The sequence below is a fragment of the Streptomyces sp. NPDC048718 genome, from assembly GCF_043198875.1.
In the GTDB taxonomy this organism is placed as follows: domain Bacteria; phylum Actinomycetota; class Actinomycetes; order Streptomycetales; family Streptomycetaceae; genus Streptomyces.
On the sequence record NZ_JBICVG010000018.1, the window covers coordinates 1 to 14,189 of the forward strand.

Here is a 14,189-nt window from a genome sequence, read left to right on the forward strand (position 1 = left end):
AGGATCATCCTCGTACTGGACGTACTTGGATGACTCCGACAACGCAGCGAGCGTGCGTGCCAGGCGTCGCGGGCCAGGAGGGACTTTCGAAACACGCCCTAGTCCACGGGCCATGTGCCTGTCACAGGGCTGTCATATGCCTGGGGACCTGACGGGGGACCGCCTCGCGAGAGGCGGCCCCCCGTCCGCGTAGGGTCCCCGGCATGGGAACTCTCCTGCGCCCCCGGCTCATGGCGTGCTGCGCCGCCCTGCTCACCGTCGCCGCCGGTCTCGGCGTCAGGGCCGCGGGCTCGGGCGTCGTCGCCAAGTACGCGGGCGACGCGCTCTACACGGTCCTCGTCCTGGCCCTGGTGGTGCTGGTCGCACCCCGGGTACGGCCGGCCGTCGCCGCGTGGACCGCGCTCGGGTTCAGCTGCGCGGTGGAGCTGTTCCAGCTGACTGGCGTCCCGGCGGAACTGGCCGCGCGCAGCACGCTCGCGCGCCTGGTGCTCGGCACGTCGTTCAACGCGCCGGATCTGCTCTGGTACGCGATCGGCGCGGCGGTCGGCTGGGCCGTCCACCGCGCCGTACACACGCGTAAGTCGCTTGAGAACGCGCACAGCGCGTAGAAGCGAGGGTCAGTCGTTGGCGACGACCGGGTAGCGCGGGGTGCCCTCGGCCATCTGCCGCAGCGCGTCCTTGCGGTCGCGCTTGGAGAGCTTGTCGATGTACAGGAACCCGTACAGGTGGTCCGTCTCGTGCTGGAGACAGCGGGCGAAGTAGCCGGTGCCGCGGACCTTGATCGGGTTGCCGAGCATGTCCTGCCCGGTCACCTCGGCATAGTCCGGACGGGCCAGGGCCGCGTAGGCGGTCGGGACCGACAGGCAGCCCTCGTTGGAGTCGTCGAGGATGCGGCGGTCGGCCGGCAGGTCGGCGAGGACCGGGTTGATCACATGGCCGACGTGCCGGGTGCCCTCGTCGTCCATGCAGTCGTAGACGAAGACCTTGAGGTCGACGCCGATCTGGTTGGCGGCGAGGCCGACGCCCTCGGCGGTGCGCTGGCTGGCGAACATGTCGTCGATCAGCGTCGCCAGCTCGTCGCCGAACTCGGTGACGTCCTTGCACTCCCGGTGCAGCACGGGGTTGCCGACGACCGTGATGGGGCGCGAGGTCCCGCGCTCGCGGTGGGCCGCCTCGCGGGCGTCGGTGTCCTCGGTGTCGACGATGAAGCCCTCGTCGTCGACGTCGTACACGCCCATCGGTCCCTGCTCCTGCTCAGTGCCCTGCTGCGACATCTCGGCCGTACGCCCTCTTCCTCGAACCGGTCCGCCCCCGACGGCTGGTCGCGGGGCCGGAGTACAGCCTACGGGGAGCGGTCAGCAGACTTCCTCCAGATCACGCCATTCCCGGCTGTCCGGGCTGTCCGCGACCCAGCCGTCGAGCAGTCCGCGGACCAGGCTCGCGGGGGCGGCGATGCCGCATTCGCGTTCGGGGACCCACAGCTCGCCGGGCGAGCGGTGGCCGAGCGGGCCGGGGTGGCCCGGTTCGCTGTGATCGTGCGGGTCCAGGTGCTCGCCCTCGCCCTCGGCGCTGGGCATCGTCGACTCGGAGCAGGCGCGGCACAGCAGCCGCACGGAGGACGACCAGTCCTCGGCGGCGAAGCCGGCGTCGGCGGCCAGCTGTTCCAGGGCGTCCCGGTCGGCCTCGGTGGCGGCCTCCAGGAGCACCACCCAGGTGGGGACGGGGGACGGGGCCCACAGCTCGATCTCGTCGAAGACCGGGTAGGCGGGGCCGGCGCTGGTGGTGCGCTCGCCGTTGGGTACGCCGTCGTGCAGCACGACCTCGCCCCAGCGCCGCCCGGACGACGGCAGCGGGATCGACAGCACCTCGATCCGGGCCGGGTCGAGCCGGCGGCCCCAGACGACCTCGGCCTCGCCCTCCGGGGAGAGCCGCACGGCCGCGCTGCCGAGTTCCATGCCGGCCGGCTCGCCGGTGCCGGCGGAGGCGCCGGGCACCTTGAGGCCGTACGCCTGCCAGGCCCGGCGGGCCAGCGGCCAGTCCTGGAGGGCGGTGGCGGCGATGCCGACGTTCCACCAGTCCGGGGCGCCGTTCTCCTTGTCGAGCAGCGCGACGGCCCGCAGGCCCGCGGTCCGTGCCTGTTCCCAGTCGTGCCGGAACTTGTGCAGCAGGGCCAGGTTGAACCAGGACTCGGAGAGCCAGGGCTCCAGGTCCGCCGCACGCGTCAGCAGGGCGCCCGCGTCCTCGTACCGGCCGTCCCCGATCAGCGTGAACGCCCGGTCGGTGGCCTGCCGCCACGAGGCGGAGGGCCGATGCCGTACCTTCCCGAAGATCCTCACGATTCCCGCCTGCCGGTCGCTTCACCCTCTTGTTCGCATCCAACCATGCCCGGTCGGACGCGCGCTCATTACCCGTGGGTTACCCCGGTGGGACAGGGCCGACGCCCTTGTACGACGGTGGTGGCGGAGGGTGTCCGACCGGCTCCGTCACGCGGTCGCCGCAGGGGTCCCAGCGGTCTCGGCGACCCCGTCCGTCCCGCCGGATCCGGCCCCGGCGGCCCCGGCGGCGGCCCCCGTCCCCACCTCGGAAGCCCCTGCGGATCCCGTGGTTCCCGTGGATCCCGTGGTTCCGGCCTCCGCGGCGGTCGCCGGGCCGCCCCGGGCCAGCACCCGGGCGAGCGCCTCGACCACGTCGGGGTGGTAGTCGCGGGCGGTGCCGAGCCGCAGCCGCTCCAGGGCGGTGGGCCCGCCGCCCGCGCCGTCGGCGCCGTCGGCGGCCAGCTCGTCGTACGCGTTGACGACCCGGACGATCCGGGCCGCGAGCGGCTGCTCCCGGTACGGGTCGGCCTGCCGCTCCACGACGACGGCGACCTGGGGCGGGACGCCGGTCTGCCGGACCACGGCCCCGCCGAGCAGCGCGATCCGGCGCTGCTCGGCGGGCGGCAGCGGGGCGGTGGCGCCGCCGGCCACGGGGTCGACGAGCGAGAGCTGTCCGATGTCGTGCATGAGCGCCGCGTAGGCGAGCACCGTCAGCTCCGCCCCGGCCAGACCCAGCTCCCGGCCCACGGCCCGGCTGAGCGCGGCGACCCGGTGGGCGTGCCCGGGGCGGGTGCAACCGGCGACCTCGGTGGCGCGGGCGAGCGAGGCGATGGTCTCGCGGTTGGTGGTGCGCACGGCGGCGAACCGGCGGAAGGAGACCTGGGCGAGCAGCAGCGGCACGGCGAAGACGGGCAGCGCCCACAGCCCGACGACGGCCACCCCGAGGGCCATGACGGCGCCGGTGGCGCAGACCGCGGAGCCGATGCCGACCAGTCCGCGCAGTTCGTCGCGGAGCAGCGGGGCGAAAGGGGCGGCCGGGACGGGGGTGGCGCCGGCGGCGCGCGGGGCGCGACGGGGGGCGGAACGAGCCCGGCGCAGCAGGGCGGCGAGGACGGCGTCGCACAGCGCGGTCAGGAGCAACAGGAAGAGCAGCAGCAGGGCGTACGAGGGGCCCTGGCCGAGGCGGGCCGCGAGCGGGCTCCCGGCGGAGAACGGCTGGAAACAGAGGGCCGCGAAACCGACGCTCAGGATGCCGCGGGCCAGGTGGTCGAGTTCCGGGCCCCGGCCGCGCAGGACGTGGGGCAGGGCGCCGAGGAGCGCCGCCGGGGCGACGATGGCGACGGTCTGGAGGACGCCGTGGTGGGTGGGGTGTCCGGCGTTCCCGCCGAGCAGGGCGTACGCGAGGGAGGCGGCGGCGGTCGTCGGGGCGGGGTCGCGTTCACGCGGCTCGCCGAGGCCGGGCAGGGTGGCGGTGGCGATGCCGGCCCGGCGGGTGAGCTCGCCGAGGCCGATGAGGGCGGCGAAGGCGAGGGCGGTGACGGGGTCGTCGAGGCCGCCGCGAAGGGCGCTGCCGAGGCCGCCGAGGGTGAGCAGCAGGGCGCCGGTGTGGACGGCGCCGATGGTGAGGCGGCCGGGCCGTCCGGGGTGGGGCCTCACGCCCGCTCCTCTTGGAGGGACGCTGGATCCGGTGCGGCGGCGGACGGCGCTTCCGGAGTCTCCGGGGCGTCCGGGCCGGAGGCCGAGGTGCCGGAGGCGGGGCCGGGAACGGAACCTGAGGCGGGCCCGGGGCCCGGGCCCGGAACGGAACCGGGCGGTACGGGCTCCGCCGGGCGCGGGCCAGCGGGCTCGGGCGGGCGCGGGGTGGGGACGGCGGTCTCGTCGGCGGTGACCTCGGTCTGCCAGCCGTGCCGCTCCAGCGCGCGGGCGAGCGCGGCGACCATATGGGGGTCGAACTGGGTGCCCGCGCACCGCTCCAGCTCGGCGAGGGCGGCCTCGACGGGGCGGGCCCGGCGGTAGGAGCGGGTGGAGGTCATGGCGTCGAAGGCGTCGGCGACGGCGACCACGCGCGCGTACTCGGGGATCTGGTCGCCCTTGAGGCCGTACGGATAGCCGCTGCCGTCCAGGTGCTCGTGGTGGTGCAGGATCGCGCTGCGGGCCTCGCCGAGGAAGCCGATGCCGCGGACCATCTCGTGGCCGTACTCGGGGTGCAGTTCGATGATCCGGCGCTCCTCGGGGGTGAGCGGCCCGTCCTTGCTGAGGACCCGGGTCGGCACGCCGAGCTTGCCGACGTCGTGCAGGACCCCGGCGAAGCGGACGACCTCCAGACGGGGCTCGGGCATGCCGAGTTCCTCGGCGATGAGGACGGAGGCGCGGCCGACGCGTTCGCTGTGGCCTCGGGTGTAGCTGTCCTTGATGTCGACGGCCTGCACCAGGGCCCGGATGGTGGCCTGGTGGGCGGCTCGCTCGCGGTGGTACTGGGCGAAGGCCCAGCAGGAGACGGACACCGGCAGCAGGACGAAGACGGCGGCCACCGGCCCGTAGTCGCTGCGCCAGAGCACGGCCATCATCAGACCGGCCAGGGTGTGCACGGCGTGCGGGGCGAGGGACCGGCCGAGCAGTCCGCGCCAGGCGGCGTACGGCGGGACCGCCTCGACGGTGGCGCGGATGCCGCCGTCGAGGGCGGTGAGGGCCAGGCTGAAGGCGAGCGCCGTGGCCCCGGAGGGCAGCAGGACGTACGGGAAGTCGGGGACGACGAGGCCAGGTCCGAGCGCGTCGTGGCACGGCAGGAACTGTCCGACGCGGGCCGAGGCCCAGACGGCGAGGACGAGCCGGGCGGCCCGCCAGAGGCGGCGCAGGGCGACGGGCGGTTCGTCGACGGGGGCGAGCAGGGCGCCGGGGACGGCGGTGAGCGCGGCGGCGGACGGCGGGAGCAGCAGCGCGGCGGCGAGCAGCACGGGGAAAAAGGAGCCCGCGCCGAGGCAGGCGGGCAGCCGGCCCCGGCCGTCCTCGCCGTTCGCGTACGCCCGGCGCAGCCGCGGACAGCGGGCGGGCAGCTCGCACGCGGCGTAGAGCGCGGCGAGCGGCAGCACGGTGGCCCAGGGGGTGGCCGCGCCGGGGCGTAACGCGGGCAGCACGGCAACACCGGCGGCGAGTACGGCGCTGCCGACGTAGCCGCGTGCGATACGCGGGACACTCCTCCCGCGCGAAACGACCTCCACGCCCATCACCCGCGCCACGCTAGTGAGTGGGGGTGGCGCGTCGTGGCGCGCCGGACCCGATTCGCACCTTCGGGTGACAGGGGCGGCGGGAACGTGACAGGCCGGGCGAAAGACTCGCCCGGCCTGTGGTTCTGTCGATGTGTCCGGTGATACGGCGGGGGGCCGCCCGCGCGAAACCGTGCGGTGCCACGCGGAGCCTCGCCGTACCGGATGCCCCGAGCCGTACCTGATGCCCTGAGAGGGCGGAGGGGCTCAGTGCTCCTGCGGGGTCGGCTCGGCCGTCTGGGCGGCGGCGTCCGTCGTCTCGACGACGTCCGTCTCGGGGATCTGGTGCCCGGTACGGATCAGCTCGATCCGCCCCATGACCTTGGCACGCAGGTCCACCGGTACGTCGTCACTGCCGCAGCAGCGCTTGACCAGCTTCTTCACGGCCTGTTCGAGACCGTACTTCTCCAGGCAGGGAGAGCACTCCTCGAAGTGCACCTCGAACTTGGTGCAGTCGTTGTCCGGCATCTCATGGTCGAGGAACTCGTAGAGATGGTCGAGGATCTCGGAACAGTCCGTCTCGTGCGGCTCTCCGCAGCTCATGAGGCCGAACCTTTCAGATCGTGCGACGACTCTCCGGCGCCCGCGGGTACCAGCCCACGATCGCGCGCGTAGTCCTCGAGCATGCCGCGCAGCTGGCGGCGGCCCCGGTGCAGTCGGGACATCACCGTACCGATGGGTGTCCCCATGATGTCGGCGATCTCCTTGTAGGCAAAGCCCTCCACATCCGCGAGGTAGACCGCGATGCGGAATTCCTCGGGGATCGCCTGGAGCGCCGACTTGACGTCGGAGTCCGGGAGGTGGTCGAGCGCCTGGGACTCGGCGGAGCGCAGTCCGGTCGACATGTGCGACTCGGCGCGGGCGAGCTGCCAGTCCTCGATCTCCTCGGCGGCGGAGCGCTGGGGCTCGCGCTGCTTCTTCCGGTAGGAGTTGATGAAGGTGTTCGTGAGGATGCGGTAGAGCCACGCCTTGAGGTTCGTGCCCTCACGGAACTGATGGAAGGACCCGTAGGCCTTCGCGTAGGTCTCCTGGACCAGGTCCTCGGCGTCCGCCGCGTTGCGCGTCATCCGCAGCGCGGCCGAGTACATCTGGTCGAGGTAGCCGAGGGCGTCCCGCTCGAAACGCGCGTTGCGCTCGGCGGTCGTCTCCTCGGGACCGTCGCCCGTCCCTGTGTCCGTCCCGGTGACCGGACCCACCTCCTCCAGAGCCACGGCGGACCCGAACACGGATCCGCTCGCTTCGGAGGATAGACGAGGATCCACATCGCCCGCCGCCCGAACAGGGGCGGTACGCACCGCCGGCAGCACGGTCCACTCCAGGGCCGTGGCCTTGGGGCGCTCGTGGCAGATGGTCGAACCCATGCGGCGGTCTCCCTCTTCCTTCTGGCTCTCACACACCGACGTCCGTCACAACAGCCCGCCCGCCCCCGGCATTCCCGGGGTCAGCGGAGGGTGGCGATCCAGCCGGAAACGGCGCGAACGAGCGTCTCCAGGGCCTCGTCCTGGCCGAGCGGAGCGCGCTTGGGCACGGCGAATCCGTGATCGCCGTACGGGACCTCGGCGAGGGTGTGGGGGCCGCCCGGGAACTCGGCCGGCTTGCCGAACGGATCGTTGCCGCCCTGCACCACGAGTGTCGGCAGACCCGTGCCGAGGAGTTCGTCATCTCGGGACTTCTCCGGCTTGCCCGGCGGGTGCAGCGGGAAGCTCAGGGCGAGGACGGCGCTCGCCCCCAGCTCGGCTCCGGTCCGGCAGGCGACCCGGGCCCCGGCGCTGCGCCCGCCCGCGATCACCGGCAGGCCGGGCGCGGTGAGCGCGGGCCACAGGCCGCGCCAGCCGGTGTCGAGGGTCTTCGGGGCGGGCGCGACCTTCTTGCCGGCCACCCGCCAGGGCTGCTCGACCAGGGCCACGGTCACGCCTTCGGCGGGCAGGGCCGCGGCGAGCGCCTGGAGGTCGCGGGCCTCGATGCCGCCGCCCGCGCCATGGCTCACGGCGAGCACGGTCCACGGCTTCTTCGCGTCGATCCAGGTGATCCGGGCGTCCCCGGCGTCGGTGGGCACGGTCTCGGTCCGGGGCGCGGGGCCCGTCCGTCCGCTCGCGGTGGTGCTGTCGGTCTCGGTCACCCGCTCATCCTGCCGTGACCGGCGCGAACGCGGACGGAGGGACACCGTCCGCCGGGGGCCGCGGGCATACGGACCACGTGCGTACGTGGGGGACGTGGCGTACCTGAGGGCGGTACGCGTCAGAAGAGCGTGCCGACCTCCGGCCCGTCCAGTTCCGTCAGCAGCTCGGGCCCGTTGTTGCGGACGTTGCTGACCGCCGTCCCCACCGGGAAGGCCCGCATCAGCCCTTCGGGCGGGGCCGCGAGCAGCGCCCGTACCTCCTCGGGATCGGTGCACGCGGGGTCGAGCCAGGCGTCCCAGCGGTCCGGGGTCAGCATCAGCGGCATCCGGGGGTGGATCTCGGCGAGCGAGCCCGGGCCCTCGGCGGGGGCGACGGCGAGCGGGCCGGTCTCCGCCTCCGTGGTGACCACGGAGCAGGTCGCCCACCAGGCCGCCGGGTGGCCGTCGGGCAGCGTCCGGTCCCGCCAGAACTCGAACAGTCCGGCCATCGCGAAGACGGAGCCGTCGGCCGGGGTCACGAAGTACGGCTGCTTCCGGGCCCGCTTCCGCTTGCCCTCGACCTCCAGCTCCCGCTCGTCGGCGCCGGTCACCCACTCGTAATAACCGTCGGCGGGCAGGATGCAGCGGCGGGTGGCGAAGGCCTGCTTGAAGGAGGGCTTCTCGTGCACGGTCTCGGCGCGCGCGTTGATGAGCCGGGCGGCGCCCTCGGGGGTCTTCGCCCAGGACGGGACGAGCCCCCACTTCAGCACCCGCAGCTGCCGAACCGGCCGCCGCGGGTCCGCGTCCTCGCCCTTGAGGGGGCGTTCCAGGACCGCGTACACCTCCTTGGTGGGGGCCACGTTCCAGTCGGGGGCCAGGGTCTCCTGCGGATCCCACTTCTCGACCCCGAAGGTGTCCACCAGGTCCTCGGGTCGCCTGCTCGCCGCATACCGTCCGCACATGAGTGCCACACTGCCACGGTCCCGCCCTCCACCGAGAGCCTTCCTCACATGCCCGATCACACGCCCGACCACCTGCCCGGTCTTCTCTTCGTCACCCAGCCCGCGCCCGAGTCGTGGATCGTGATCGCCACGGCGGTCGCGGCGCTCGTCGCCGTGGTGCCCCGGCCGCTCTGGCGGCTGTCCCGCAACGCGATCACCATCGCCCACGAGGGCGGCCACGGGCTGATAGCCGTGCTGACCGGTCGTCGGCTGCGGTCGATCCGGCTGCACTCGGACACCAGCGGTCTCACCGTCTCGCGCGGCAAGCCCACCGGTCTCGGCATGATCCTCACGGCCGCCGCCGGCTACACCGCCGCCCCGCTGCTCGGCCTCGGCGGCGCCGCGCTGCTCGGCACGCACCGGCCGGTCCTGCTGCTGTGGCTGGCCACGATCCTCCTGGTGGCGCTGCTGATGATGGTCCGCAACCTGTTCGGCATCCTCACGGTGCTGCTGGTCGGCGGCGCGTTCAATCTGTTCCTCGCCTACACCGGCCCGGACGTACAGGCGGTCTTCGCGTACGCGGTGGTCTGGTTCCTGTTGATCGGCGGTGTCCGCCCGGCCTTCGAACTCCAGGCCCAGCGGCGGCGCGAGGGCGCCGGCGACTCCGACGCCGACCAGCTCGGCCGGCTCACCCATGTGCCGCCCACCCTGTGGCTGCTCTTCTTCCACGCCGTCTCGCTCTGCTGCCTGATCGGCGGCGGGGGGTGGCTGCTCGGCCTCTGAGGTGCGGGGGCGGTGGCTGCTCGGCCTATTGGGCGGCGGGCACGGACAGTGGCGCTCGGCGTGCCGCGGGTGAGGGGTGCCCCCGTAGAGTTAAGGACATGACCGATAGCCCTGTGTCCACCGATCCCCTGACCGGCCTGTGGCCCGCCCCGTACGCGGACGGCGCCGTCGACGCCACCGTCACCGTGCCCGGGTCGAAGTCGGTCACCAACCGGGCCCTGGTACTCGCCGCGCTGGCCGCCGAGCCGGGCTGGCTGCGCCGCCCGCTGCGCTCGCGCGACACCCTGCTGATGGCGGAGGCGCTGCGCACCCTCGGCGTACGGATCGAGGAGGGCGTCGGCCCGGACGGCAGCGGCGAGGCCTGGCGGATCGTTCCGGCCGGGCTGCACGGCCCGGCGACGGTGGACGTCGGCAACGCCGGTACGGTCATGCGCTTCCTGCCGCCGGTCGCGGCGCTCGCCGACGGCCCGGTCCGCTTCGACGGCGACCCGCGCTCGCACGAGCGTCCGCTGCACGGGGTCATCGACGCGCTGCGCGCGCTCGGCGCCCGGATCGACGACGACGGGCGCGGCGCGCTGCCGATGACCGTGCACGGCACCGGCGCGCTGGAGGGCGGGGTCGTCGAGATCGACGCCTCCTCGTCCTCGCAGTTCGTCAGCGCGCTGCTGCTGTCGGGCGCGCGGTTCAACCAGGGCGTCGAGGTCCGGCACGTCGGCGGCCGGCTGCCGTCGATGCCGCACATCCGGATGACGGTGGACATGCTGCGGGCGGCCGGCGCGCTGGTCGACGAGCCGGAGCACGGCGGCGAGCCCGACGTGTGGCGGGTCGCCCCGTCCGCGCTGCGCGGCCGCGACCTGGTCGTGGAGCCGGACCTGTCGAACGCCCAGCCCTTCCTGGCGGCGGCGCTGGTCACCGGCGGCCGGGTCACCGTGCCGGACTGGCCGGCCCACACCACCCAGCCCGGTGACGCGCTGCGGGAGATCTTCACCGCGATGGGCGGCTCCTGCGAGCTGACCGAGGCGGGGCTGACCTTCACGGGCACCGGCCGGATCCACGGCATCGACGTCGACCTCGGCGAGGTCGGCGAACTGACCCCCGGCATCGCCGCCGTCGCCGCGCTCGCCGACTCCCCCTCGACCCTGCGCGGGGTGGCCCATCTGCGGCTGCACGAGACGGACCGGCTCGCGGCCCTCACCCGCGAGATCAACGGGCTCGGCGGCGACGTCACCGAGACCGAGGACGGACTGCGCATCCGCCCGCGCCCGCTGCGCGGCGGCGTCTTCCACACGTACCACGACCACCGGATGGCGACCGCGGGCGCGATCCTCGGTCTGGCCGTGAAGGACGTGGAGATCGAGAACGTGAAGACGACCGAGAAGACCTTGCCCGACTTCCCGAGGATGTGGACCGAAATGCTCGGGGTCTGAGTCATGCGGCGTTACGGCAAGCACACCGACGCGGACGACATCCGCCAGCGGCCCAACCGCAAGGGAAGCCGCCCCCGTACGAGCATCCGCCCGAAGCACGAGGACGCCGTCGAGGGCATGGTCCTCACCGTCGACCGGGGCCGGCTGACCTGTCTGGTCGACGACCGGATCATCTTCGCGATGAAGGCCCGCGAGCTGGGCCGCAAGGCCGCGGTGGTGGGTGACCGGGTCTCCCTGGTGGGCGATCTGTCCGGGGAGAAGGACACCCTGGCGCGGATCGTGCGGATCGGCGAGCGCAGCTCGGTGCTGCGCCGGACGGCCGACGACGACGATCCGTACGAGCGGGTGGTCGTCGCCAACGCCGACCAGCTGGCGATCGTCACGGCCCTGGCCGACCCCGAGCCCCGGCCCCGGCTGATCGACCGCTGTCTGGTGGCGGCGTACGACGGCGGGCTCGAACCCTTCCTGGTGCTGACCAAGTCGGACCTCGCGCCGCCGTCGGCGCTCCTTGAGCTGTACGGCGCTCTGGACATCCCGTACGTGGTCGTCAACCGCGACGAGCTGTACGACGGCGGGGCGGCGGACCGGGTGCGGACCTATCTGGACGGCCGGGTCACCGCGTTCGTGGGCCATTCGGGTGTGGGCAAGACAACGCTGGTGAACGCGCTGGTCCCACAGGAGCGGCGGCGGATCACCGGTCATGTGAACGCGGTGACGGGCCGCGGCCGGCACACCACGACCTCGGCGCTCGCGCTGCCGCTGGACAAGGCCGAAGGGTGGGTGGTCGACACCCCGGGCATCCGGTCCTTCGGGCTCGCGCACATCGACCCGTCCCGGGTCATCCACGCCTTCCCCGACCTGGAGGCGGGTACCGAGGAGTGCCCGCGCGCGTGCAGCCACGACGAGCCGGACTGCGCGCTGGACGCCTGGGTCGAGGCGGGACACGCCGATCCGGCGCGGCTGGTGTCGCTGCGGCGGCTGCTCGCCACCCGGGAGCGGCGCGAGGGCGACTGATCCCTCACCGGGCCTGCGCCGGGCCGGGCCGACGGGTCGACCGCTTGCCGGCTGTTGGGCCGTCCGCTCGCCGGGCCGTCCGCTCGCCGGGCTGACGGGGCGTCGGGCCACCAGTCACCGAAGTCGCGGCGGAATCGCGCACGTTTGCGGGCCGCCACGGTTGGTAAGTGCATAATCGCACCAAGTGAGCCGAGTGAGCCACGGGATGCGAGTGGCGGAGCGGTCACCGAGGCGTGGGAGGCACTGACGATGGCGTGGCTGCTGGTGGTGATCGCCGGATTCCTGGAGACGGGCTTCGCGGTCTGCCTGAAGCTCTCGCACGGCTTCACCCGGCTGTGGCCGACGATCGCGTTCGCGTCCTTCGCGCTCGGCAGCTTCGGCCTGCTGACCCTGGCACTGCGACGCCTTGACGTGGGTCCGGCGTACGCGGTGTGGACCGGGATCGGGGCGGCCGGAACGGCGATCTACGGAATGGTCTTCCTGGGCGACGTGGTGTCCACGCTCAAGATCGTCTCGATCACACTGGTCATCGTGGGCGTGGTCGGACTCCAGCTCTCCGGCTCCGCGCACTGACCGTCCCGGCCTGCCGCGCCCAGCGCGCCCTGTGGACCCCGCGTGCCCGGTGAGCCCGGTGCGCCTTGCGCACTCCAGGGGACGGCCGGTGCCACCACATGACTGAGCGCCAGTCGTACGGCGAGCTCACAGCCCGCCGCCCACCGCTCCCCCGCCGAGGCCGCGGCCTCGGCGACCAGCTCACCGGGCGCGGGCGGTCCCTCGTCGGCCCGCCGCTGGGCGGGCAGGGGCGCGGCCCTGGCCCCGGCGCGGACCGGACGGGGCCGCGGCAGCCGGTCGCTCCAGGCGTCGGTGAGCAGGGCGCGCAGCAGCGGGCGTTCGGCGGCGCGCACCACGGTCCACTCGGCGACGGCGGCCAGATTGCGCGCGGGCGGGGCCGGGGCGGCGAGCAGCCCGCGTACCCCTTGGAGATAGGCGTCGGCCTCCCGCCGGGCCAGGGCCCGGGCCAGCCCTTCCTTGCTGCCGAACTCGTTGTAGAGGGTCTGCCGGGACACCCGGGCGTCCCTGGCCACATCAGCCATCCGCACGGCGGACCAGGGCCGGTGCACGAGCGCGTCGAGCGCGGCGTCGAGCAGGGCCTCGCGGGCAGTCGGCATGGGCGCCTCCCGGAATGTCTCCCGGACCGTACGGATCCGCAGCCACGGACCCGTGCCCAGCGTCGGCAGCCGGCCACGCGCTGTCAAGGTCCCCGGCCAGGGGGCGGCTCTTCGGGGGATAGAGTTCCGGCATGGCCGATTACCACGACGACCTGCGTCTGGCCCATGTCCTCGCGGATGCCGCGGACGCGGCCACGATGGACCGGTTCCAGGCTCTCGACCTGAAGGTCGAGACGAAGCCCGACATGACTCCGGTGAGCGAGGCCGACAAGGCCGCCGAGGAGCTGATCCGGGGGCAGCTGCAGCGCGCCCGGCCGAGGGACGCGATCCTCGGCGAGGAGTACGGGGTCGAGGGCTCGGGCCCGCGCCGCTGGGTGATCGACCCGATCGACGGCACCAAGAACTATGTGCGCGGGGTACCCGTTTGGGCGACCCTGATCGCGCTGATGGAGGCCGGGGAGACCGGTTTCCAGCCGGTGGTCGGCGTGGTGTCGGCGCCCGCGCTCGGCCGCCGCTGGTGGGCGGCGAAGGGGCTCGGCGCGTACACCGGCCGCAGCCTGGCCTCGGCGTCCCGGATCGGGGTGTCGAAGGTGGAGCGCCTGGAGGACGCCTCGTTCGCGTACTCCAGCCTGAGCGGCTGGGAGGAGCGGGGCCGGCTCGACGGTTTCCTCGACCTCACGCGCGCGGTGTGGCGGACCCGGGCGTACGGCGACTTCTGGCCGTACATGATGGTCGCCGAGGGCGCGGTGGACCTGTGCGCGGAGCCGGAGCTGTCGCTGTGGGACATGGCGGCGACGGCGATCGTGGTGCAGGAGGCCGGCGGCACCTTCACCGGGCTCGACGGGCGGCACGGCCCGCACAGCGGGAACGCGGCGGCGTCCAACGGGCTGCTCCACGGCGAGCTGCTCAGCTATCTCAACCAGCGGCCCGCTGACGACGACCTCGCCTGACCACCCCGGTCACTCCGGTCGCCCCGGTCGCCTCCGACGACTTCCGATCGCCCCTGATCGCGACTGTCCACCTCTGATCGGGCCGTCCCCTGCCGGGGGCGGCCTGTCCGCGTTCCGCCGTCCGCCCCGTGCCCCGTCCGGCCGCCCCTCAGCGCTCCCGCGGTGCTCCACGCGCCCCCTTGCCGCCCTTCTCCCCCCAGTGCGAATCTGAGACTCCCTTCACTTGTGA

Annotated in this window: 15 protein-coding genes; 6 read left to right on the plus strand and 9 right to left on the minus strand. The window is 73.8% G+C overall.

Going from position 1 to position 14,189, the window contains the following annotated elements:
• Positions 1–203: 203 nt before the first annotated feature.
• Positions 204–608, plus strand: coding sequence for a DUF2809 domain-containing protein (locus ACGFRB_RS28240; RefSeq protein ID WP_363001448.1), 405 nt, complete (start codon positions 204–206; stop codon positions 606–608).
• Between the two features lie 9 nt (positions 609–617).
• On the opposite strand, the gene def is transcribed toward ACGFRB_RS28240, so the two are convergent.
• From def to ACGFRB_RS28280, 8 genes are all read right to left on the minus strand, one after another.
• Positions 618–1,274 (minus strand): peptide deformylase, encoded by a 657-nt coding sequence (def, locus tag ACGFRB_RS28245; RefSeq protein WP_363001450.1) that lies wholly within the window; start codon positions 1,272–1,274, stop codon positions 618–620.
• An 81-nt stretch (positions 1,275–1,355) separates the two neighbouring features.
• Entirely contained in the window at positions 1,356–2,336 is a 981-nt protein-coding gene (locus tag ACGFRB_RS28250) for a hypothetical protein (protein WP_361230931.1), read from the minus strand.
• A gap of 147 nt (positions 2,337–2,483) precedes the next feature.
• Entirely contained in the window at positions 2,484–3,971 is a 1,488-nt protein-coding gene (locus tag ACGFRB_RS28255) for an HD-GYP domain-containing protein (protein WP_393247027.1), read from the minus strand.
• Positions 3,968–5,539 carry an HD-GYP domain-containing protein gene (locus ACGFRB_RS28260; protein WP_393247157.1) on the minus strand — a complete coding sequence of 524 codons (1,572 nt, stop codon included), beginning with the start codon at positions 5,537–5,539 and terminating at the stop codon, positions 3,968–3,970. The genes ACGFRB_RS28255 and ACGFRB_RS28260 overlap by 4 nt, the downstream gene beginning before the upstream one ends.
• A gap of 246 nt (positions 5,540–5,785) precedes the next feature.
• Positions 5,786–6,121 carry a mycothiol system anti-sigma-R factor gene (gene rsrA / locus ACGFRB_RS28265; protein ID WP_393247029.1) on the minus strand — a complete coding sequence of 112 codons (336 nt, stop codon included), beginning with the start codon at positions 6,119–6,121 and terminating at the stop codon, positions 5,786–5,788.
• Entirely contained in the window at positions 6,118–6,774 is a 657-nt protein-coding gene (locus ACGFRB_RS28270; protein ID WP_363001795.1) for a sigma-70 family RNA polymerase sigma factor, read from the minus strand. Before ACGFRB_RS28270 ends, rsrA begins: the two co-directional genes overlap by 4 nt.
• A 245-nt stretch (positions 6,775–7,019) precedes the next feature.
• Positions 7,020–7,697 carry an alpha/beta family hydrolase gene (locus ACGFRB_RS28275; protein WP_393247031.1) on the minus strand — a complete coding sequence of 226 codons (678 nt, stop codon included), beginning with the start codon at positions 7,695–7,697 and terminating at the stop codon, positions 7,020–7,022.
• A 119-nt stretch (positions 7,698–7,816) separates the two neighbouring features.
• A complete protein-coding gene (locus ACGFRB_RS28280) occupies positions 7,817–8,638 on the minus strand; it encodes an SOS response-associated peptidase (RefSeq protein ID WP_363001460.1) in 822 nt (273 codons plus the stop codon).
• 48 nt (positions 8,639–8,686) lie between these two features.
• Here ACGFRB_RS28280 and ACGFRB_RS28285 point away from each other — a divergent pair, with 48 nt between their 5' ends.
• The 4 genes from ACGFRB_RS28285 (at position 8,687) to ACGFRB_RS28300 (ending at position 12,414) form a co-directional block, all read left to right on the plus strand.
• Positions 8,687–9,400: a M50 family metallopeptidase gene (locus ACGFRB_RS28285; protein WP_393247033.1), complete on the plus strand. Its 714-nt coding sequence runs from the start codon at positions 8,687–8,689 to the stop codon at positions 9,398–9,400.
• Positions 9,401–9,498: 98 nt separating this feature from the next.
• A complete protein-coding gene (gene aroA / locus ACGFRB_RS28290; protein ID WP_393247035.1) occupies positions 9,499–10,827 on the plus strand; it encodes a 3-phosphoshikimate 1-carboxyvinyltransferase in 1,329 nt (442 codons plus the stop codon).
• A 3-nt stretch (positions 10,828–10,830) separates the two neighbouring features.
• Positions 10,831–11,841 carry a ribosome small subunit-dependent GTPase A gene (rsgA, locus tag ACGFRB_RS28295; protein ID WP_393247037.1) on the plus strand — a complete coding sequence of 337 codons (1,011 nt, stop codon included), beginning with the start codon at positions 10,831–10,833 and terminating at the stop codon, positions 11,839–11,841.
• Positions 11,842–12,090: 249 nt separating this feature from the next.
• On the plus strand, positions 12,091–12,414 hold the full coding sequence (locus ACGFRB_RS28300; RefSeq protein WP_363001468.1) for a multidrug efflux SMR transporter: 324 nt from the start codon (positions 12,091–12,093) through the stop codon (positions 12,412–12,414).
• Here the strand turns inward: ACGFRB_RS28300 and ACGFRB_RS28305 are convergent.
• A complete protein-coding gene (locus tag ACGFRB_RS28305; protein ID WP_393247039.1) occupies positions 12,306–13,010 on the minus strand; it encodes a TetR/AcrR family transcriptional regulator in 705 nt (234 codons plus the stop codon). The genes ACGFRB_RS28300 and ACGFRB_RS28305 overlap by 109 nt on opposite strands.
• A gap of 131 nt (positions 13,011–13,141) precedes the next feature.
• Between ACGFRB_RS28305 and hisN the strand changes: the two genes are divergently transcribed.
• The gene (gene hisN, locus ACGFRB_RS28310; RefSeq protein ID WP_363001472.1) at positions 13,142–13,960 is read left to right on the plus strand and encodes a histidinol-phosphatase; all 819 of its coding nucleotides are present in this window, start codon (positions 13,142–13,144) and stop codon (positions 13,958–13,960) included.
• Positions 13,961–14,189 lie beyond the last annotated feature (229 nt).

What these genes read in the sequence shown, in the direction of transcription:
- ACGFRB_RS28240 (WP_363001448.1), top strand. Translation starts at nt 204, where the DNA reads ATGGGAACTCTCCTGCGCCCCCGGCTCATGGCGTGCTGCGCCGCCCTG.
- ACGFRB_RS28305 (WP_393247039.1), bottom strand. Translation starts at nt 13,010, where the DNA reads ATGCCGACTGCCCGCGAGGCCCTGCTCGACGCCGCGCTCGACGCGCTC.
- rsrA (WP_393247029.1), bottom strand. Translation starts at nt 6,121, where the DNA reads ATGAGCTGCGGAGAGCCGCACGAGACGGACTGTTCCGAGATCCTCGAC.
- ACGFRB_RS28260 (WP_393247157.1), bottom strand. Translation starts at nt 5,539, where the DNA reads ATGGGCGTGGAGGTCGTTTCGCGCGGGAGGAGTGTCCCGCGTATCGCA.
- ACGFRB_RS28280 (WP_363001460.1), bottom strand. Translation starts at nt 8,638, where the DNA reads ATGTGCGGACGGTATGCGGCGAGCAGGCGACCCGAGGACCTGGTGGAC.
- hisN (WP_363001472.1), top strand. Translation starts at nt 13,142, where the DNA reads ATGGCCGATTACCACGACGACCTGCGTCTGGCCCATGTCCTCGCGGAT.
- ACGFRB_RS28285 (WP_393247033.1), top strand. Translation starts at nt 8,687, where the DNA reads ATGCCCGATCACACGCCCGACCACCTGCCCGGTCTTCTCTTCGTCACC.
- def (WP_363001450.1), bottom strand. Translation starts at nt 1,274, where the DNA reads ATGTCGCAGCAGGGCACTGAGCAGGAGCAGGGACCGATGGGCGTGTAC.
- aroA (WP_393247035.1), top strand. Translation starts at nt 9,499, where the DNA reads ATGACCGATAGCCCTGTGTCCACCGATCCCCTGACCGGCCTGTGGCCC.
- ACGFRB_RS28300 (WP_363001468.1), top strand. Translation starts at nt 12,091, where the DNA reads ATGGCGTGGCTGCTGGTGGTGATCGCCGGATTCCTGGAGACGGGCTTC.
- rsgA (WP_393247037.1), top strand. Translation starts at nt 10,831, where the DNA reads ATGCGGCGTTACGGCAAGCACACCGACGCGGACGACATCCGCCAGCGG.